Below are 18,841 nucleotides of genomic sequence, written 5' to 3'. Positions count from 1 at the left end.
TTGAAATCGCGTACACGGTCGTGGATCTGGAGAAATCAGAGCCCTGCGCGCGATCTCAACGCAACTGGCCCGACTCGACGAGCTCCTTGAGGCGCTTGAGGGTCTGCGCCGCGTTACGGCCCACCTGGCGCACGGCGACCCGATCGGCGATGTAGCCGAGGATTCCGCCCGGCGCCTGGTAGGACAGCCGGAAGACCACATTCGTCCGGCCCTCCCCCGCGTCGCGCAACCGGAACCGGCCACGCAGGCTTACCCCGGTGATACCCACCCACGCCAGGTCGCGAGCCTCGTCGAATTCGACCACCTCGACCAGGCCGCCGACCGGCACCGAGCCGATCTTCCAGTGCACGGTATAGCGGGCGCCAACGCCGGGCGGCTGGTCGTTGGCGGTCTCCCATCGCTCCAGGCTGGTCATGAACGACGGATAGCAGTCGGGGTCGCTGACTACCTTCCACACCGCGTCCCGGTCGGCGTCGATCACGCAGCGGCGTTCGACACGCATCAGCCGATCACCGGGAATCGACGCTCGGCGGCAAGGCGATCCACGCCGGCTTGCAGACTGGCCACCACCTTGTCGTGCACGGCTTGGTCCTGAAAACCCGAGCCGTCGACAGCGATGGGCTCTTGCACCTCGATCGCGATCTTCGCGGGCAACGGAATGTGCCCGGCCAGGTCGCTGATGTTGAGTCCCCACGGCAACGCGAGCGAGATCGGAATGCTCTTGAGTCGCAGCAGCTTATCCGCCATCAGCAGCTTGGCCAGCCACTGCCCGCGAGTGAGGAACAACGCGGTCTCCTGGCCGCCGACGCTGGCCACCGGCACGATCGGCACACCGGTCTCACGGGCCAGCCGCACGTATCCCATCCGCCCGCCGAAGTCGACGGTGTGGCGTTCCCACGTCGGCCGGAACACTTCGTAGTCACCACCCGGGTAGACCAACAACGCGGCGCCGGATTCCAGGGCCAGGCGGGCGTTTTCGGGGTTGGCCGCAACCGTGCCGAACTTGCGTAGCCAGCCCAGCGGCGGCGCCGAGACGACCAGGTTATGGGCCAACTGGTAGAAGGGCCGCTCCACGCCGAAGTAGGAGCAGAACGCCAACGTGAACACGAACGTGTCGGGCGGCACGTTGCCGCCACTGTGGTTGCCGACCAGCAGCACCGGGCCCTCGGCCGGGATCCGGTCCAGGCCCCGCACGTCGGCCCGGAAGTACAGCGATGCCAGCAGCCAGGTTCCGGGCAGCTGGTCGCGGATGTAGTCGGGATCGCGCTGGTCGAGGTCGGCCTTGGGCACCCGCGACGCCACTTGCTGCCGGAGCCACTCCAGCGCGTCTGAAAGGCCGGCCATATCCGCTTTATACCCTTGGCGCGGCGTCTTTATGCCTCAAGGTGATAAATGCGTGCCGCATTGCGGTACGCGATCAGGTCGACCACTCGCACGGCATCGGCCTCGCTCCAGTCGCCGTCGGCGACGAAGGCGCCGAGTATCTGACGAATACCGTTGCGCCACAACGCTGCACCGAGAAAGTGGAGCTCCGGCGGGCCGAACCCGTCCGACGAGTAGACAATCTTGCGGAACGGCGCCAACTCCAGCAGCCGGGCGATGAACGCCGGGGCGCGGGCGCCCAGGTAGTTGATGGAGAGGCCGCCGTCGAGGTAGACGTTGTTGAACGCCTGCGCCAAATAGCCGGCTTCGCGCTCGTAGGGATAGCAGTGCAGCAGCACTATCGGGGTGTTCCCAGATTGCCGCAGGAAATCCAGCAGATACAGCGGGTTGGTTCGGTGCAGATCGCAGTCCCGGTCGCCGAAGCCGACGTGGAATTGCAGCGGCTTGCCCAGCCGCAGGGCCTGGTGCAGTCCGAAACGCAGCAGGACCCGGTCACTCAGGCGGGTGCCGCCGCCGTCGCGCCAGCGGGCCGCGGCGTCGCTGACGTCCGCGGCCGACGGCTCGGTCAGGTCACCGGCGAATCCGCCGCGGTAGGCCAGGATCGACTTGGTGCCGACGGCGGTGGCGGTGCGCCGGCGCAGGATCTCCTCGAACGCCGAGGCGTAATCGCCGGGGGCCTGCGCGGCCTGCTCGGCCACCTGCTCGAGGCGCACCACCTCATGAGCGCACCCGGCCGACACGTCGGCGAGTTGATGGACGTCGGCGACGCCTTCGGCGTACCCGGTGTCCACCAGCCAGTCGGTCACGCCGGCCGCCCGCAGGAAAACGCGGGCCAGCTCGGGCTCGCTGAACTGGCAACGCCGCGCCCAATACTCGTCGGCGCCGGCGTGTTTCGCCAAGCCGAGAAGAGGCGCACAGTGTGCGCGCACCGCAAAGCCGAGTTGCGAATCGAATCCGGAGTCGAAAGCGGCCAGCGGTTCGGTGTTGGCCTCGTTGAGGCCGTTCTCAAACCGAGCCCGCTCCCCTGCCGCCACCCAACAGCCGTGGACATGCTGATCGATCAGCGGCACGTCGGCGATATGCCGCGCCAGCTCAGACACTCCAGGCCATCCGGAACTTGTCCGCTAGGTCCTCGGTGTCCAGTTCCCCGTAGCGTTCGTGCTCGAAGCGACGCACCGCCACCACCAGGTCGACGGCCGCATCGCCGAGAATCGCCCGCATGCGAGCTGAGTTATCAAGCGCTGCAAGGGCTTCCGGCTGCGCATGCGGCAGCTGAACGATGCCGTAATGGGTGCGCTCGGCATCGGACAGCGTCGCGGGGTCCACGGTGGTTTCGGCCGGCAGCGTGGCTTTCCGCTTGATGCCGTCCAGCGCCAGCCCTAGGATCGCCGCCGACGCGAAATACGGGTTGGCAGACGGGTCGATTATTTTCACTTCGACGTTCCCGCCGTACGGGTTGGCCGGGCCGCCGCGAACGAAACGTAGTGCGGCTTCGCGGTTCTCGTCGCCCCAGCATGCGTAGGCCCCGGCCCAGTTGCCGGGCCGGGTCCGCAGTCCGGAGACGATCGACCCGCACAGGATTCCCTGCGCCTCGGGCAGTCCGTCGAGCAAGCCGGCCAACGCACTTTCGCCCGTCGTCGTCATCCCACGCGCGCCGGATCCGTCGGAGAACAACGGCCCGTCCGCGGTTGTCAACGAAAAGTGCTGGTGTGCACCGGATCCCACACTGTCGGCGAACGGGGCGGGTGACAAGCTGACCCGCAGCCCGTAGCGCCGCGCCACCCGGCCGATGATGATCCTGGTCAAAACCAGCTGGTCGGCGGCCGCCACCGGAGGTTGCGGCGTCAACGAGATCTCGAACTGGTTGACGCCGTACTCGGGATGGAACTGCTCAATTCCGACGCCGGCCGCGGTGGCGGTGGCGGTCAACTCACGAACAAACGCCTCGTGCTCGAGGATGCCTGCCAGCCCGTACTGCGCCCACAGCGTCGACGGCTGCCGGCTGCCGTCCGGATTGACCAGGATGAACTCGATTTCGTGGCCGATGACCGCTTTGATGCCCTCCTCGACCAGTGCCGCCTCGACGCGGTACAGCGTTCCGCGGCTACACGCGGCGACGGGCGTGCCGTCCTGCTCGAAGAATCCGGCCGGCGCCCACGCCAAGCCGTCGCCGATGATGCGCAGCGCCGACGGATCGATCCGGACGCGTTGATCGCCGACGACGCCGATGTGTTCGGTGAACGCGATGCCGGTCTGGTCGATGGTGAAGGCATGCCAGACGAGGCTGGCCCCCATGCCCGGGAAGGCGAATGTGTTGGTGCGGCGGATCGGCACCGTCTTGGCCAGGATGAGGCCGGCCGGGTTGACGACGGTGCCGATGACCGCGTCCACCCCTTCGGCTTCCAGCTGCGCGATCGCGGCGGCGGCAAGCGGGGTGGTGGTCACGTGCGGTCGATCAGGCTCGGCTGGGCAGGGTCAGCGTGCAGCTCTGCCCGATGTCGAGGGTGCGCAGCACCCGTCCCATTCCGACCCACAGCGCACACGACAACGCCAGATCCGCGAGCAGCTCGTCGGAGAAGTGCTCGCTGCAGCGCTGCCAGAAGTCTTCGTCTTCGCGCAGCACCGTGTGCTCGGTGGCGAACCGGTGCGCGAATTCGGCGGCCAGCCGCTCCTGTTCGCTGTATCCCGGCCAGGTGCGCCACTCGTGCGCGTGCGCGTAAAGCTCTTCGTCTACCCCGGCCGCCGGCCCGTCGCCGTCGCGGGTGTTGAGGCAGACCCCGCATTCGTTGTCGTGCGCGATCACTATCCGGGCGAGTTCGCGGGTGCGCATCGGCAGACGGTTGCGGTTGTAGACGGCGTCGCTGAATGCGCCGATGGCGCTGCCGAGTTCGGGTGATTTGCCGATCCAGCCGGTCAGGTCGTCGTCAGGGAATGTTCCGATTCGGCTCATGACGGGATGGTACGCCACCGGTGAGTTGCCGTCGGCCCTCATGCCAATCACGTTGGGCGACAACCCGGTGGGCGATCCGGTCGAGGGCGGCTTCGACTTGGCCGCGGTCCGGCCGGCCCTCGAAGCCGGGAACCCGGGCAAGTTTGTCGACGATCCAGTCCCGGATCAATTTCGACACGAACTCGACCTGCTGGACACCGGCCGGCGTCAGCCACAGCCGATCGATGTCACGCGCCGCATAGCCGGCCCGGACCACGCCGTCGAAGACCGGCTCGAGAACTTCGTAGGGCACCCCGAGGTCGTCGCCGATGTCGGTCAGCCGCGCCACGCCGAATATCCGGGCATACCGGTGGATTCGCAACACGGCCCACAGCCCGGCCACATCGAGTCGGCAATCGGGCCGCATGGCAATGCTGCGCAAGCGCATACCGGGAGTGCCCGCCAGCATGCGCCCGATCGCGGACTCCAGCAGCTCCTCCGGCGTCTGGGCGGTCGGCATCGCGAACCCGTCGCCCATGTCGGCGGCCCGGTTGCCGATATCGCGCAGCGGCACCTCCCGCAGGAACAGCGCCAACACAAAGCCGACCGCGGCGACCGGCGCCGCCCACAGGAACACTTTGGACAGTGAATCGGCATAGGCCGCCACGATCGGGGCCGCGACGTCATGGGGCAGGCGGTGCAGGAGCTCGGGAGAACTCGCCGCGGCCGCGGGTGTTCGGCTGGCCGCCAGTGCGGGGCCCAGCCGGCTGTGCAGGAAGTTCATGAACAGCGACCCGAAGATCGCCGCGCCGAACGAGCTGCCGATCGTGCGGAAGAAGGTCACGCCCGACGTGGCGACACCGAGGTCGTCGAAGCTCGACGTGTTCTGCACGATCAGGACCAGCACCTGCATGCACAGCCCGATCCCGGCGCCGAGGATGACCAGATACAGCGACTGCAGCAGCGTCGACGTCGACGGCCCCATGCGGGAGAGCAGCACGAACGCGAGCGCCATCACCGCGGTTCCGGCGATCGGGAAGAACTTGTACCGGCCGGTCCGGCCGACCAGCACCCCGCTGCTCATCGAGGTGGTCAGCATGCCGACCACCATCGGCAGCGTCCGAAGACCCGACGTCGTCGCCGACACGCCATCCACGAACTGCATGTAGGTCGGCAAGAACGTCAGCGCGCCCAGCATCGCGAATCCGACCACGAACGACAGCACGCAGCACACGGTGAACACCGGGCTGGCGAACAGCCGCAGCGGCAGAATCGGTGCGGCCGAATGGCTTTCCACCCAGACGAAGGCACCCAGCGCGACGGCGGAGCCGGCGAACAGCCCGATGATCGTCGCCGATCCCCATGGATAGGTGGTGCCGCCCCAGCTGGTGGCCAGAGTCAGGCCCGCGGCGCCGAGTCCGACGAAAACGATTCCGGCATAGTCGATCACGGGCCGGGCGCGGCCGGCCAGCGCCGGGATGGTGGCTGCGGCCACGAAGAACACCACCACCGACACCGGCACGTTGATCCAGAACGCCCACCGCCACGTCAGGTCGTCGGTGAAGTAGCCGCCCAGCAGCGGACCGACCACCGTGGTGACACCGAACACCGCGCCCAGGGCGCCCTGATAGCGACCGCGTTCGCGCAACGGGATCACTTCACCGATGAGGGCGGTCGCGGTCACCGTGAGCCCGCCGCCGCCGATGCCCTGCAGCGCCCGGGCCAGCACCAGCATGATCATCGAGTGCGACAGCCCGCACAGGATCGAGCCGACGACGAAGAACACCACCGCGGCCTGGAACACCGTCTTGCGGCCGAACAGGTCCCCGAGCTTGCCGACGAGCGCGGTGACGATCGTGGACGCCAGCAGATAGCTGGTGACCACCCAGGACTGGTGCCCGGCCCCGCCGAGGTCGGCGACGATTGTCGGCAGCGCGGTCGCCACGATCGTCTGGTCCAGCGCGGCGAGCAGCATCCCCAGCACGATCGCCAGGAAGATGAGGTTGCGCCGCCGCGGGCTGACCAGCGTGCCGCCCAGCACCGCGTCCGCACCGGCAGGTGCCGATGCAGTCGGTGCCGTCATACCAGCCTTTCTTACCTCATGTCGTAGGCGGTCGGGCGACGCACTGCGCGCTGTAGAGCGCCTCGCCGAGCTTATCCATGAGCTCGAGTTGCGTTTGGAGGTAGTCGATGTGGTTTTCTTCGTCGGCCACGATCTTTTCGAAAATAATGGCGCTGGTGGTGTCCTGCTTCTCCCGGCACAAGACGATCGCCGGTTTGAGGCGGTTTACTACCTCCAATTCAAGGGCCAGGTCGCTCTCGAATTGTTCGCGCAGCGTCTGGCCGACCCGCAGCGAACCGATGCGCTGATAGTTGGGCAGGCCGTCGAGCAGCAGAATGCGGTCGGTCACCATTTCGGCGTGTCGCATCTCGTCGAACGACTCCGCGCGGGTGTGCGACGCCAGCTCGGTAAAGCCCCAATTCTCTTGCATTTTGGAGTGCAAAAAGTATTGGTTGATCGCGGTGAGTTCGCTGGTCAATTGCTCGTTGAGCAGGCGCAAAACATCGGGGTCACCTTGCATTGTCACTCCTCATACAGCTTGCCGTCGTTACCGACGGCTAACGCTACAACAGGTCAAAACCCTTGTCACCCAAGGTAATACTCACTCAGGTCAGCTTTCCCTAAGTAAAGCAAGGCTATGTTGAACGTGGCAGAGTGCGTTGCTGATTTATTCGGGTAATTTCCCCGGCGGCCGCTCAGGATAAGTTCCTCGGCGGGAGTCCAGTCGCCAGCCGCTCGCCGACTCGCCGCTTCCGCGACTTAGGTTAGACTTCGCTAACCGACTTAGGTTAGACTCTACTAACATGAGGCCTGTTCACCTCGGAGTCCACGGCGCTGCCGCGCTGGGGGTGTGCTGATGTACGTCTGCCTTTGCGTTGGCGCCACCAACCACACCGTGTCCGAGTGTGTGGCTCGCGGTGCGTCGACGTCGAAGGAAGTGGCCGCGGCCTGCGGCGCCGGCGCCGACTGCGGACGCTGCAGGCACAACCTGCGGGCGATCATCGCGGCGGCCCGACAGCTCGAAACCAGCGCCTCTTAGCTCCCGCGCCGGCCGGTGAAGTCGGCCAGCGCCGCGGCGTTGGCCTGCGAACCCATCAGCTCGGCGAAGTGAGCGTTCTCCCGGGCGCTCGCGGCGGCGATCTCCGGGCGGAGCGGTTCGACCATGGTGTGCTTGACCGCCATCAGGCTCGAAATGGGCCGCGAGGCAAGGATTTCGGCGTGCCGACGTGCCTCGGCGAGCAGCTCGGTAGGCTCGCAGACCTTCCAGACCAGGCCCATCCGCAGGGCTTCGTCGGCGTCCACCCACTCGGAGGACATCAGCAGCCAGGCCGCGTTCTGCCGGCCGACCAGCTGCGGCAACAGGTACGACGACGCCGCCTCCGGCGCGACGCCCAGGCTGGTGAACGGGCACCTCAGCCGCGCGGTCGACGACATGAAGGCCAGGTCGGCGTAGCCGAGGATGGTGGCGCCGATTCCTATCCCGACACCGTTGACGGCGCAGATCAGCGGCTTGGGAAACCGGGTCAGCGCGTCGATCAGCGCAGTGAAGTTGGACTCTCCGCCCAGGCTGGGGTCGCTGATTCGCGCCTGCATTTCTTTGAGGTCGTTGCCGGCACTGAACGCGCGTCCGGCCCCGGTCAACAGGACGACCGCGACGTCGGGGGCATCGGCGGCGGCCACCAGCGCTTCGGCGGTGGCGGCGTAGAGCGCCTCGTTGAACGCGTTGAGCGCTTCCGGGCGGTTCAGCGTCAGGGTGCGCACCTTGTTGGCGTCGTCGATCTGCAATATCACGGCTACCTCCTAAGCCTCTTCATGAACCTGGCATTTGCGGCTCCCGATCGCCAAACAGAAGCCAGGGTTGTGATGTCGCGGCGATGGCAGCCATACCTTCTGCTTCGCGGTCAAACCGGTCACGCAAACGGTGTTTTCAGGACGTAGCGGCTGGTCGGGACGGTGTCGATGTTTTCGTTGGCGCCGAACGCCGACGTGCTGGCCACCATCCTGCTCACCCGGTCCTGCAGGTCGTCGTCGTCGGCGGCCCCGAAGAAGGCCTTCAGGTCGGTGATCGCCTCGGCCGGGAACAGCTCCTCGACGATCCCCGCGATGGGCGGCGCGTCGGGGGTGAGCGCCCGCACCACCCAGTTCTGGGTGTAGCCGAAGGTCGCCTGGGTCTCGATCGCCACCGGGGTGTGGTCGCGCTGCCAGCGGGCCAGCCAACTGTCCTGGTCCAGGCCGGCGGGCCGCCGCAGCAGCGCGATGTTAGCCAAACCCGTTGTGCGGCTGCCGAGTTCGAGCGGCGCCGACAGTGGAACGGACTCAGTGACCAGATACGCGGCGAGCCGGTCGCACTCGGCGCCCAACAGGGTGAGCGCGGCGGTGATCTGATCGCCGTAGCACTGCTGCGTCCACAGGCTCACCACCGCGACCACCGGCGGGTCGAGCGTGGTGAGCGTCATCAGCGAGTCGCGCACCTCGCCGTCGCGGACGTTGACCGCCAGGCCCGGTACTCCCAGCGCCAGAATGGCGTCCGCGACCGGGCCGCGCTGGCGGGCGCACCAGTCGTCGTCGCAGTCGGCGGCCCGCAGCAGGGCGATGACCTTCTCCACTACTTCCCCCGGGCCCACCGGGGCTGGATAAACACCCCCTGCGCTTCGACGGTGACGCCCTCGTCGTCGGCGAGGTGGCCCGCCGCGAACGTCTTCACGCCGTCGACGCGGGTGGTGATTGCTTCGGCATGCAGGCGGCCCAGCCGGGTGGCCCGCACATAACGCAGCGTGATCGTGCCGGTGAACCGCGGATTGACGCCGTCGCTGGCCGCCTCGCCCAGCACGTGGTCGAGCACCAGGGCAGCGACTCCGCCGTGCACGTGGCCGGGCGGGCCTTCGTACGCGGCGCCGAGATGGAAGTCGCACCAGACTTTGCCCGACGGGTCGTGCTGGATCTCCAACGGCGGCGCGATGGGGTTGCGCGCCCCGATCACGACGTTGCCCCACGCCATCCGCTCACCGGTGGACAGGTAGCGCACCCCGTATGTGCCGTCGAGCTGTTTGCTTTGCAGACGTGCTGTGGCCGAGTCGATTTCGGCCTTGGCCGCCGCCACGGCTTCGGCGTCCACTTCGGTGCGGACGGTGGCGTCGATCAGCTCGCGCACCGACTGGGCGAGCGGCTCGTAGATTGCCCGCAGCCGCTCGACGTCGGCGGCGCTGAGGTTCTCCAGGGTGAAGTCCAGCATGATCAACTAGAACATGTTCTCATTGCGGGCCGGCGATCGGGTCAGCCGCTACCGGACCGGGCGTACCTGCTGGTCGGCGCTGACCAACTCGCCGATGATCGCGGCCAGCTGCCGGTACGGCGCCTCACGGCCGCTCGACGAGCGGAACACCAGCCCGATCCGTCGTCCCGGGCGCGGCGCCGCGAACTTCGCCAGCCCGAGCCGGCTGCGGGCCGCCTCGACGGAGACCGCGCTTTGCGGGATCAGCGTCACCCCCAGTCCGCCGGTTACGCATTGCACCGCGGTGGCCAGCGAGGCGGCCCGGGTGTTGGCCAGCTCGGCGCGCACACCGGCCTTGCGGCAGACGTCGAGCGCCTGGTCGCGCAGGCAGTGGCCCTCGTCGAGCAGCAGCAGCGGCAGCTGCGCCAGGGCCGTCGGCGGCACGCGCTGCTTGCCCGACAGCGGGTGCCCGGGCGGCAGGGCCAGCACGAAGTCCTCGTCGTAGATCGGGATCTCGGTCACCCCGGCGGTCTCGGAGGGCAGCGCGATCAGTGCGGCATCCACCGACCCTTCCCGCAATGCCGACAGGAGCCGTTCGGTCTGATCCTCGATCACCCGCAGGGTCAGCCCGGGCAGCCGCTCGGCCAATCCCGACAGCACCGTCGGCAGCACATAGGGCGCTACCGTCGGGATGAGCCCCAGCCGCAGGGTGCCCTGCAGCGGGTCGGACGCACCCGCCGCCGCCGCGGCGAACTCCTCGACCGCCTCGATCGCCGTCTGCGCGTACGGCAGCAGCTGCCGGCCCTCCGCTGTCAAGAAGACACGCCGGGTCGAGCGCTCGATGAGTTGCACGCCCAGCCCCGTCTCCAGCGCCGAGAGGGCTTGCGACAACGTCGACTGGCTGACGCCGAGAGTCGTTGCGGCACTGCTGAAATGCTGCTTCTCGGCTACCGCGACGAACGCCCGCAGGCCGGCGACCGTCGGGTGATAACTCTTATCGGTCATGCCTATTAGTATAGTGGGAAATATCACCTTTAATTCTAGGTTGACTTTGGGCACGATGGTTCTGAGACACAAGTCCCACTTAGACCCGATCGTGACCAAAGGAGTGACATGGCACTGCTGACCATCGGTGACCAGTTCCCGGCTTACCAACTGACCGCCCTGATCGGCGGTGACCTGTCGAAGGTCGACGCCAAACAGCCGGGCGACTACTTCACCACCATCACCAGCGATGACTACGAAGGCAAGTGGCGGGTGATCTTCTTCTGGCCGAAGGACTTCACGTTCGTGTGCCCGACGGAGATCGCCGCGTTCGGCAAGCTGAACGACGAGTTCGAGGACCGCGACACCAAGGTGCTCGGGGTCTCGGTGGACAGCGAATTCGTGCACTTCCAATGGCGCGCCCAGCACGAGGACCTCAAGAAGCTGCCGTTCCCGATGCTGTCGGACATCAAGCGCGAGCTCGTCACGGCCACCGGTGCGCTCAACTCCGACGGCGTCGCCGACCGGGTGACGTTCATTGTCGACCCGAACAACGAGATCCAGTTCGTCTCGGTGACCGCCGGATCGGTGGGCCGCAACGTCGACGAGGTGCTGCGGGTGCTCGACGCGCTGCAGTCCGACGAGCTGTGCGCCTGCAACTGGCGCAAGGGCGACCCGACCATCGACGCCGCCGAAGAGCTCAGGAAGTCGGCCTGATGAGTCGCGCCGGCGACGATGCCGAGCGAGCGATGAGGAGGAGGGGCGCATGAGTATCGACAACCTCAAAGAGGCGCTGCCCGAGTACGCCAAGGATCTCAAGCTCAACCTGGGGTCGATCACCCGCAGCACGGCGCTGAGCGAGGAGCAGCTCTGGGGCACGCTACTGGCCAGCGCCGCCGCCACGCGAAACGACCGGGTGCTCAGTGAGATTGGGGCCGAAGCCGCGGACTGTCTGTCGGCCGAGGCCTACCAGGCGGCGCTGGGTGCCGCGTCGATCATGGGCATGAACAACGTGTTCTACCGTGGTCGCGGCTTCCTGGACGGCCGGTATGACGACCTAAGGCCCGGGTTGCGGATGAACATCATCGGCAATCCCGGTGTCGACAAGGCCAATTTCGAGCTGTGGTCGTTCGCGGTGTCGTCGATCAACGGGTGTTCGCACTGCGTCGTCGCCCACGAGCACACGCTGCGGGAAGCCGGCGTCGACCGGGAGGCGATCTTCGAAGCGCTCAAGGCGGCCGCGATCGTGGCGGGCGTGGCGCAGGCGATCACCACGGCGCAGACACTGGCGGCCGCCGGGTAACGTTCCGGCAGTGGCCGCAATTGGCTGGGTCGAGCATGTGATCTGGTGGCAGATCTATCCGCTGGGTTTCGTCGGCGCCTACCCTGCGGCTGTGCCACCGGAGGCGGGCGAGCACCGGCTGCGGCGCATCGTCGATTGGTTCGACCACGCAATTGCGTTGGGGGCGTCGGGAATCGCGCTGGGACCGATCTTCGCCTCACGCAGCCACGGCTACGACACCACCGACCACTACCGCATCGATCCGCGCCTCGGCGACGACGCCGACTTCGATAACCTTGTCGCCGAGGCGCATCGACGCGGCCTGCGCGTCCTGCTCGACGGCGTGTTCAACCACGTCGGCCCCGACTTCCCCCGCGACCGCGAGACGTGGTTTCGGGACTACAGCTTCGAGGGCCACGGCGACCTGACCACGCTGAACCACGACAACCCCGAGGTCGCCGAGTATGTGGCCGATGTGATGACGCACTGGCTGGGACGCGGCGCCGACGGTTGGCGGCTCGATGCGGCTTACGCTGTGCCGCCGAAGTTTTGGGCTGCCGTGCTGCCGCGGGTGCGTGAGGTGCGTCCCGACGCCTGGTTCGTCGGCGAGCTCATCCACGGCGACTACGCCGCGGCGGTGGACGAGACGGGCTTCGACTCAGTCACCCAGTACGAGCTGTGGAAGGCGATCTGGAGCAGCCTCAACGACGGCAACTTCTACGAGCTCGATTGGGCGTTGCAGCGCCACAACACCTTTCTGCGACGCTTTGCGCCGCTGACCTTCATCGGCAATCATGACGTCACCCGCATCGCCAGCAAGCTGGAGAATTCCGCGCACCTGGCACATGCGCTGGTGCTGCAGATGACCGTGGGCGGCGTCCCCAGCGTGTACGCCGGCGACGAGTTCGGCTACCGCGGCGTCAAGGAGGAGAGATTCGGCGGCGACGACGCCGTACGCCCCGAATTCGGCTCTCCCCCAGCGCCTGTGGACGAGCATGGTGCGCAGGTGTGGGCACTGCACCAATACCTGATCGGGCTGCGCCGGCGCCACCCCTGGCTTTTCGCGGCGTCGACGACCACGCTGCGGCTGGACAACCGGCACTACGTCTATCGGACCGATCGCGATGACGAGGCGTGGATCGTCGCGCTCAACATCGACGAGTCGCCGCTGGAGATGGAACTGGAACCAGCACAGGTGATCGCCGGTTCGGGAGCGCCGCCGCAGGACGTCGTCCAAAGGCTGGTGGTCGAACCGCACGGCTGGCGAATCCTGCGGCCTACCTGAGCCGCGCGAGCGTCAGCGCATCCTCTTCGCCGTCGTAGTACTTGTCGAGCAACTCCACGAAGTCCCGGTTGTCGTCGGTGGCATGGGCGAACAACGTCATCGACGAGCGCACCTTGAGGTCGTCGGGTGACCCGAAGATCTCGCCGATCGAGCGGCCCGCTATCTGGTTGACCAACTGCGTACACTCGCGCAATCGCGGACCCAGCACGTCGTGGTTCAAGTAGGCGCGAGCCTCCTTGAGCGAGGAAATCGCATACCGTTCGGCCATCGGGCTGCGGCCCAGTCCGGCAATCTGCGGGAAGATGAACCAGATCCAATGGCTGCGTTTGCGTCCGGCGCGCAACTCCTCGACTACGGTGTGGTACACGCCGGCCTGTGCGTCGACGAAACGCTGCAGATCGAAGGGGTCGGTTGCAGAGTCCATGCCATCACAGTCGCACAGACGAGTTCCCAAGGTCCGCGACCTCGCGCCGCTGATCCGGTTCCGTCGGCCGCGGCTCGACCGGACCCAGGCCCGCCTCGATGCCGCGTTGACCATCGACGACCTGCGGCGCCTCGCGAGGCGCCGCACTCCACGGGCAGCGTTCGACTACACCGATGGCGCCGCCGAGGACGAGATCTCGCTGAGTCGTGCCCGACAAGCCTTCCGCGACATCGAGTTTCATCCCTCGATCCTGCGCGACGTCACTGACGTCCGAACCGGATGGGACGTGCTCGGCGGCCCGGTCGGGTGGCCGTTCGCCATTGCGCCGACCGGTTTTACCCGGCTGATGCACACCTCGGGCGAAATCGCCGGCGCCCGCGCAGCCGCAGCCGCCGGCATCCCGTTCTCGCTGTCCACCTTGGGCACCGCCTCGATCGAAGGCATTGTTGCCGCTGTTCCGCAGGGCCGCAAGTGGTTTCAGCTCTACATGTGGCGTGACCGCGACCGGTCGATGTCGCTGGTGCGCCGCGCCGCCGAGGCCGGATTCGACACCTTGCTGGTCACCGTCGACGTGCCGGTGGCCGGCGCGCGGCTGCGCGACACCCGCAACGGCATGTCGATCCCGCCGGCGTTGACGCTGCGCACCGTGCTCGACGCGCTGCCCCGCCCACGCTGGTGGTTCGACCTGCTGACCACCGAGCCGTTGGCGTTCGCATCGCTGGACCGCTGGTCGGGCACCGTCGGCGAATACCTGGACACCATGTTCGATCCCAGTGTCACCTTCGCGGATCTGGCGTGGATCAAGACCCAGTGGCCGGGCAAGCTCGTGGTCAAAGGAATCCAGACGCTCGACGACGCCCGCGCCGTCGTCGACCTCGGCGCCGACGGCGTGGTGCTGTCCAATCATGGTGGCCGACAGCTCGATCGGGCGCCGGTGCCTTTCCACCTGCTGCCCGTCGTCAGTCGGGAGCTGGGCCGCGACACCGAAATCCTGCTGGACACCGGCATCATGTCGGGTGCGGATATCGTCGCGGCCGTCGCACTGGGCGCGCGCTGCACGCTGATCGGGCGGGCCTACCTGTACGGCCTGATTGCCGGCGGCGAGGCCGGTGTCCGGCGCGCCATCGCGATCCTGACCGGGCAGTTGACCCGCACGATGCGCCTGCTCGGGGTCGCCTGTCTTGAGGAGCTCTCCCCCAAGCACGTGACCCAGCTGCGGCGGCTGATGCCGTTTTCGCCAGCGTGACCGCGCCGGCCGATTACCCTTTCGTTTACGCAGGTCGAAAGGAGTTCCCATGAGCTATCGCCGTGTTTTGTGGGTGCTCGGCGCTTTGGCGGTGGCGCTCGTCGCCCCCGTCTCGGCTCATGCCCAACCGCCGACGCAGTGCCTGAGCAACACTCCCAAAGGCAAGCAGGTCTACATTCCCTGCGACCTGATGAATGCCCGCGTCAACTACCCGCCAGGGCAGCGCTGTGTCGGACCACTCGATGACTATCCGGACGATGTGCGCGAGTGGTGCGGCTAACGGAGGGTGAGTCCTGCAGCCCGGCCAGCCGGCGCCACGAGTCGATTGCGTGGCCGGTGACCTCGACGATGCGACGCGCCATGCTGTTGCGCGCTGCCAGTGCGTGGGCGCGCACGGCGTAGGCGGTCACCTCCTCGACCGTCACCCGAAGGCGGGTGTCCACGAGCGCCGTCGACTCGTAGGCGGCCCGTACGGCATAGAGCCCGGCGGAGTCGAGCGTCGGGGTTAGCGCACGGGCGGCGCGCTCGGCAGCCTCCCAGGCGGCTGCGGGCGGCATATCTGCCGACGCGGCGGCGCGGTGCAGTTCGGCGATGTCGAGGATTGCCTTGACCGCAGTGATTTTCGCGTAGCCAACCACACCCCAGGTGGGATTGGTCAGCAGCTCGGCCAGCCACGCGTGAACGACGGCGTCGGGGACGTCGGCGGTTCCCACGGTCCGCCAGGCAAGGTCGAGGGCGAGCACGCTGTTTTCCGGCGACAAATAGCCGTCGGGGCCGGCCAGCACGTCGTTGCTCGACTGGACGAGCAGGCTCAGCGGACGGGCCGAGCACGCCGGAAAGTCGGTGATCTGCTCGTCGCCGTTGATGTAGGAAATCACGTTCATCGCGCAGCCTTTGCCCGAACCTGGCCGGTGTGATCCCTTGGCCAACCTCAGCGGGTGGGTGATGCGGTAGAGGTCCATACGGGTCAGCTCCCTTCACCTGCCGTCACTGAGTACGGCGCTTGGTTACGCACCTAAGACGTTTGAAACGGCCGCCGGGTTCACGCCCGTCCCACTGTGTAACCGCTTTAGACAGTTACACCTTGCACGGTTGCGTGAAACCTGTCAAGGTGGTTACTCGTGAAGTTCGTCTACCTGGGCAAGCGCCACTGCCTGGACTTCGCGGGCACCGTGAAGCGTCGCGATTCGGCACCCGAAGAACTGCTGACGCACCCGAAGCTGCTGTCGGACTGGGCAATTCAGGCCGGGCTGCTGGACGCTGCCATCGACATCACCGACAAAGATCTCGCGACCGCCCTGGCGCTGCGCGAAGCCATCTACCGGACCGTGATCGCCCGGATCGAGGGACGTCGGCCCACGCTCGCCGACGTCAACCTGCTCAACGAGTGCGCGTGCCGCCCCCAGCTCACGCCACGATTGCTCCGAACCGGGTCCGTTCGCCGCGACGGCACTGCATCCCAACTGCTCGCCACTCTGGCCGCGGACCTGCTCGAGCTGGTCGCGGGCGCCGATATCGACAACGTCAAACGCTGCGCCCATCCGGGCTGCACGCGTCTGTACCTCGATTCGTCGCGGGCCAAGACCAGGCAGTGGTGCGGGATGAGCACCTGCGGTAACCGCGCCAAGGTGCAAGCCTTCCGCGCCCGTCAGCGCAGCCGGGAACAAATGCCGTCCGACCAAGGTTGAGCGCTGCAGGCTTAACTTTGGAGGATTGATGGCTGAAGCCAGATCAGTGCCCGTTTTGTTTGTCAGCGACCCCATCGTGCTGCCCGGCATGGTGGTGCCGATCGCGCTCGACGACGCCGCTCGGGCGGCCGTCGACGCCGCCCGTGCCAGCGAGTCGGGCAAGCTGCTGATCGCTCCCAGGCTGGACGACCGCTACCCCTCCCACGGGGTATTGGCGACGATTCTGCAGGTCGGCCGCATTGCCGGCGGCGGGACCGCGGCGGTGGTGCGCGGCGAGCGGCGGGCGCACATCGGGGCCGGTGCGGCTGGCCCGGGCACGGCGCTGTGGGTGGAGGTGACCGAGGTCGTCGAGGCCGAGCCCGACGACGAGACCCGCGCGCTGGCCGCCGAATACAAGAAGTTGCTGCTGGCGATGCTGCAGCGCCGCGAGGCGTGGCAGATCGTCGACGTGGTCAACCGCATCACCGACCCGTCGGCGCTGGCCGACACGTCCGGCTATGCGTCGTATCTGACCGACGTGCAGAAGCGCCAGCTCCTGGAAACCGAGGACGTGGCCCAGCGGCTGCGCGTGCTGATCGACTGGACCAGCGACCACCTCGCCGAGGTCGAGGTGAACGACAAGATCGCCGAGGACGTGCGGACCGGCATGGAGAAGCAGCAGAAGGAGTTCCTGCTGCGTCAGCAACTGGCCGCGATCCGCAAGGAGCTCGGCGAAGACGAACCCGAGGGCTCCGACGATTACCGGGCCCGCATCGAGGCAGCCGACCTGCCGGAGAAGGTGCGCGAAGCCGCGCTGCGGGAGGTCGGCAAGCTGGAACGCGCCAGCGAACAAAGTCCCGAGGGCGGCTGGATCCGCACCTGGCTGGACACCGTGCTCGACCTGCCCTGGAACGTGAAGACCGAGGACTCCACCGACTTGACGGCCGCGCGGGAGATCCTGGACGCCGACCACCACGGCCTGGACGACGTCAAGGACCGCATCGTCGAGTACCTGGCGGTGCGGGCGCGTCGCGCCCAGCGCGGGCTGCAGATCGTCGGCGGGCGCGGCTCCGGCGCGGTGATGGTGCTGGCCGGCCCGCCCGGTGTCGGCAAGACGTCGCTGGGCGAGAGCGTCGCCAGGGCACTGGGCCGTCGATTTGTGCGCGTTGCCCTGGGCGGCGTGCGCGACGAGGCCGAGATCCGCGGCCACCGGCGCACCTACGTGGGGGCGCTGCCCGGCCGGATCGTGCGCGCGATCGGCGAAGCCGGGTCGATGAATCCCGTTGTGCTGCTTGACGAAATCGACAAGGTGGGCTCCGACTTCCGCGGCGACCCGGCGGCCGCGTTGCTCGAGGTGCTGGACCCTGCGCAGAACCACACGTTCCGCGACCACTACCTCGATCTGGATCTGGACCTGTCCGACGTGGTGTTCCTGGCGACCGCCAACGTCGTCGAAAACATCCCGTCGGCGCTGCTGGACCGGATGGAACTGGTGGCTATCGACGGCTACACCGAGGACGACAAGGTGGCCATCGCCCGCGACTTTCTGCTGCCCCGGCAGCGCGAACGGGCCGGGCTGACCGCCGACGAGGTCACCGTCACCGACGCGGCGCTGCGCAAGATCGCCGCCGACTACACCCGGGAACCCGGCATGCGGCAGTTCGAGCGGCTGCTGGCCAAGGCGCTGCGCAAGGTCACGACTCGATTGGCGGACGAGCCCGCGCCGGTGGTCGTCGACGAGCCGGACTTGGTCGAATATCTGGGCCGGCCGCGGTTCACCCCGGAGTCGGCCGAACGTACCGCGGTGCCGGGCGTGGCGACCGGCCTGGCCGTGACGGGTCTGGGCGGCGACGTGCTCTACATCGAGGCCAGCGCCAACGACGGCGAACCCGGGCTGCAGCTGACAGGTCAGCTCGGCGACGTGATGAAGGAATCCGCGCAGATCGCGCTGTCGTATGTGCGCTCGCACGCCGCGGAGCTGGGCGTCGACCCGGCGGCGCTGGACCGGCGCATCCACGTGCACGTCCCCGCGGGTGCGGTGCCCAAGGACGGGCCGTCCGCCGGCGTGACGATGGTGACGGCGCTGGTGTCGATGGCCACCGGGCGTCAGGTCCGGGCCGACGTCGGGATGACCGGCGAGGTGACACTGAACGGCCGGGTGCTGCCGATCGGCGGCCTCAAGCAGAAGCTGCTGGCCGCCCAGCGCGCCGGGTTGTCGACGGTGTTCGTCCCGGCGCGCAACGAGCCCGACCTCGATGACGTGCCCGCCGAGGTGCTCGAGGTGCTGGAGGTCAAGCCGATGACCGACGTCGCCGACATCGTCGCGCAGGCGCTGGAACCGGCAGATGCGGCGCTGGCAGCGGCGTAA

20 protein-coding genes are annotated in these 18,841 nt (G+C 67.5%); 7 read left to right on the top strand and 13 right to left on the bottom strand.

The annotated features are described in order from the left end of the window. Positions 1-55: 55 nt before the first annotated feature. Genes AWB95_RS02675 through bfr form a run of 7 tightly spaced genes read right to left on the bottom strand, consistent with a single transcriptional unit; the run spans position 56 to position 6,894 of the window. Complete coding sequence (locus tag AWB95_RS02675) at positions 56-502, bottom strand: SRPBCC family protein (RefSeq protein ID WP_062541002.1); 447 nt, start codon at positions 500-502, stop codon at positions 56-58. Then, positions 502-1,344, bottom strand: a complete 843-nt coding sequence (locus tag AWB95_RS02670; protein WP_062541001.1) for a lysophospholipid acyltransferase family protein — start codon at positions 1,342-1,344, stop codon at positions 502-504. The genes AWB95_RS02675 and AWB95_RS02670 overlap by 1 nt, the downstream gene beginning before the upstream one ends. Positions 1,345-1,373: 29 nt before the next feature. Then, positions 1,374-2,483, bottom strand: coding sequence for an amidohydrolase family protein (locus AWB95_RS02665; protein WP_238600858.1), 1,110 nt, complete (start codon positions 2,481-2,483; stop codon positions 1,374-1,376). Beyond that, the gene (locus AWB95_RS02660; RefSeq protein ID WP_085167603.1) at positions 2,476-3,828 is read right to left on the bottom strand and encodes a type I glutamate--ammonia ligase; all 1,353 of its coding nucleotides are present in this window, start codon (positions 3,826-3,828) and stop codon (positions 2,476-2,478) included. Before AWB95_RS02660 ends, AWB95_RS02665 begins: the two co-directional genes overlap by 8 nt. Positions 3,829-3,838: 10 nt before the next feature. Further along, positions 3,839-4,333, bottom strand: a complete 495-nt coding sequence (locus AWB95_RS02655; protein ID WP_062541325.1) for a carboxymuconolactone decarboxylase family protein — start codon at positions 4,331-4,333, stop codon at positions 3,839-3,841. Beyond that, positions 4,308-6,395 carry an MDR family MFS transporter gene (locus tag AWB95_RS02650; protein WP_062541326.1) on the bottom strand — a complete coding sequence of 696 codons (2,088 nt, stop codon included), beginning with the start codon at positions 6,393-6,395 and terminating at the stop codon, positions 4,308-4,310. Before AWB95_RS02650 ends, AWB95_RS02655 begins: the two co-directional genes overlap by 26 nt. Before the next feature lie 16 nt (positions 6,396-6,411). Further along, positions 6,412-6,894, bottom strand: a complete 483-nt coding sequence (bfr, locus tag AWB95_RS02645; RefSeq protein ID WP_062541327.1) for a bacterioferritin — start codon at positions 6,892-6,894, stop codon at positions 6,412-6,414. A 336-nt stretch (positions 6,895-7,230) separates the two neighbouring features. Between bfr and AWB95_RS02640 the strand changes: the two genes are divergently transcribed. Then, entirely contained in the window at positions 7,231-7,413 is a 183-nt protein-coding gene (locus tag AWB95_RS02640; RefSeq protein ID WP_062541331.1) for a (2Fe-2S)-binding protein, read from the top strand. Here the strand turns inward: AWB95_RS02640 and AWB95_RS02635 are convergent. The 4 genes from AWB95_RS02635 to AWB95_RS02620 all read right to left on the bottom strand — a co-directional run bounded on the left by AWB95_RS02635 (position 7,410) and on the right by AWB95_RS02620 (position 10,590). Beyond that, on the bottom strand, positions 7,410-8,165 hold the full coding sequence (locus tag AWB95_RS02635; protein ID WP_062541328.1) for an enoyl-CoA hydratase/isomerase family protein: 756 nt from the start codon (positions 8,163-8,165) through the stop codon (positions 7,410-7,412). The genes AWB95_RS02640 and AWB95_RS02635 overlap by 4 nt on opposite strands. Before the next feature lie 119 nt (positions 8,166-8,284). Next, on the bottom strand, positions 8,285-8,980 hold the full coding sequence (locus AWB95_RS02630) for an EthD domain-containing protein (protein WP_062541329.1): 696 nt from the start codon (positions 8,978-8,980) through the stop codon (positions 8,285-8,287). Then, positions 8,980-9,606, bottom strand: coding sequence for a PaaI family thioesterase (locus AWB95_RS02625; RefSeq protein ID WP_062541330.1), 627 nt, complete (start codon positions 9,604-9,606; stop codon positions 8,980-8,982). The genes AWB95_RS02630 and AWB95_RS02625 overlap by 1 nt, the downstream gene beginning before the upstream one ends. Positions 9,607-9,654: 48 nt before the next feature. Further along, positions 9,655-10,590: a hydrogen peroxide-inducible genes activator gene (locus tag AWB95_RS02620; protein WP_085167601.1), complete on the bottom strand. Its 936-nt coding sequence runs from the start codon at positions 10,588-10,590 to the stop codon at positions 9,655-9,657. A 108-nt stretch (positions 10,591-10,698) separates the two neighbouring features. Here AWB95_RS02620 and AWB95_RS02615 point away from each other — a divergent pair, with 108 nt between their 5' ends. From AWB95_RS02615 to AWB95_RS02605, 3 genes are read left to right on the top strand one after another with little or no spacing between them, the layout of a single operon-like run. After that, on the top strand, positions 10,699-11,286 hold the full coding sequence (locus AWB95_RS02615; protein ID WP_062540991.1) for a peroxiredoxin: 588 nt from the start codon (positions 10,699-10,701) through the stop codon (positions 11,284-11,286). A gap of 49 nt (positions 11,287-11,335) precedes the next feature. Then, positions 11,336-11,872: an alkyl hydroperoxide reductase gene (locus AWB95_RS02610; protein WP_062540992.1), complete on the top strand. Its 537-nt coding sequence runs from the start codon at positions 11,336-11,338 to the stop codon at positions 11,870-11,872. Between the two features lie 10 nt (positions 11,873-11,882). Next, positions 11,883-13,136 (top strand): alpha-amylase family protein, encoded by a 1,254-nt coding sequence (locus AWB95_RS02605; protein ID WP_062540993.1) that lies wholly within the window; start codon positions 11,883-11,885, stop codon positions 13,134-13,136. Here AWB95_RS02605 and AWB95_RS02600 read toward each other — a convergent pair. Next, positions 13,129-13,560 carry a DUF1810 domain-containing protein gene (locus tag AWB95_RS02600; protein ID WP_062540994.1) on the bottom strand — a complete coding sequence of 144 codons (432 nt, stop codon included), beginning with the start codon at positions 13,558-13,560 and terminating at the stop codon, positions 13,129-13,131. The genes AWB95_RS02605 and AWB95_RS02600 overlap by 8 nt on opposite strands. Between AWB95_RS02600 and AWB95_RS02595 the strand changes: the two genes are divergently transcribed. Then, positions 13,559-14,806, top strand: coding sequence for an alpha-hydroxy acid oxidase (locus AWB95_RS02595; RefSeq protein ID WP_062540995.1), 1,248 nt, complete (start codon positions 13,559-13,561; stop codon positions 14,804-14,806). The genes AWB95_RS02600 and AWB95_RS02595 overlap by 2 nt on opposite strands. 203 nt (positions 14,807-15,009) lie before the next feature. Here the strand turns inward: AWB95_RS02595 and AWB95_RS23560 are convergent, their stop codons facing one another. After that, positions 15,010-15,768 (bottom strand): hypothetical protein, encoded by a 759-nt coding sequence (locus AWB95_RS23560; RefSeq protein ID WP_232315725.1) that lies wholly within the window; start codon positions 15,766-15,768, stop codon positions 15,010-15,012. Positions 15,769-15,927: 159 nt separating this feature from the next. On the opposite strand from AWB95_RS23560, the gene AWB95_RS02585 reads away from it, so the two are divergent. Together AWB95_RS02585 and lon are read left to right on the top strand one after the other, a co-directional pair. Beyond that, on the top strand, positions 15,928-16,494 hold the full coding sequence (locus tag AWB95_RS02585; RefSeq protein WP_062540996.1) for a CGNR zinc finger domain-containing protein: 567 nt from the start codon (positions 15,928-15,930) through the stop codon (positions 16,492-16,494). 28 nt (positions 16,495-16,522) lie between these two features. Then, entirely contained in the window at positions 16,523-18,841 is a 2,319-nt protein-coding gene (gene lon, locus AWB95_RS02580; RefSeq protein WP_085167600.1) for an endopeptidase La, read from the top strand.

The sequence above is a fragment of the Mycobacterium celatum genome (assembly GCF_002101595.1).
GTDB lineage: Bacteria > Actinomycetota > Actinomycetes > Mycobacteriales > Mycobacteriaceae > Mycobacterium > Mycobacterium celatum.
Note: the sequence above shows the minus strand (reverse complement) of the source record. Positions and strands in the feature narration are given on the sequence as shown.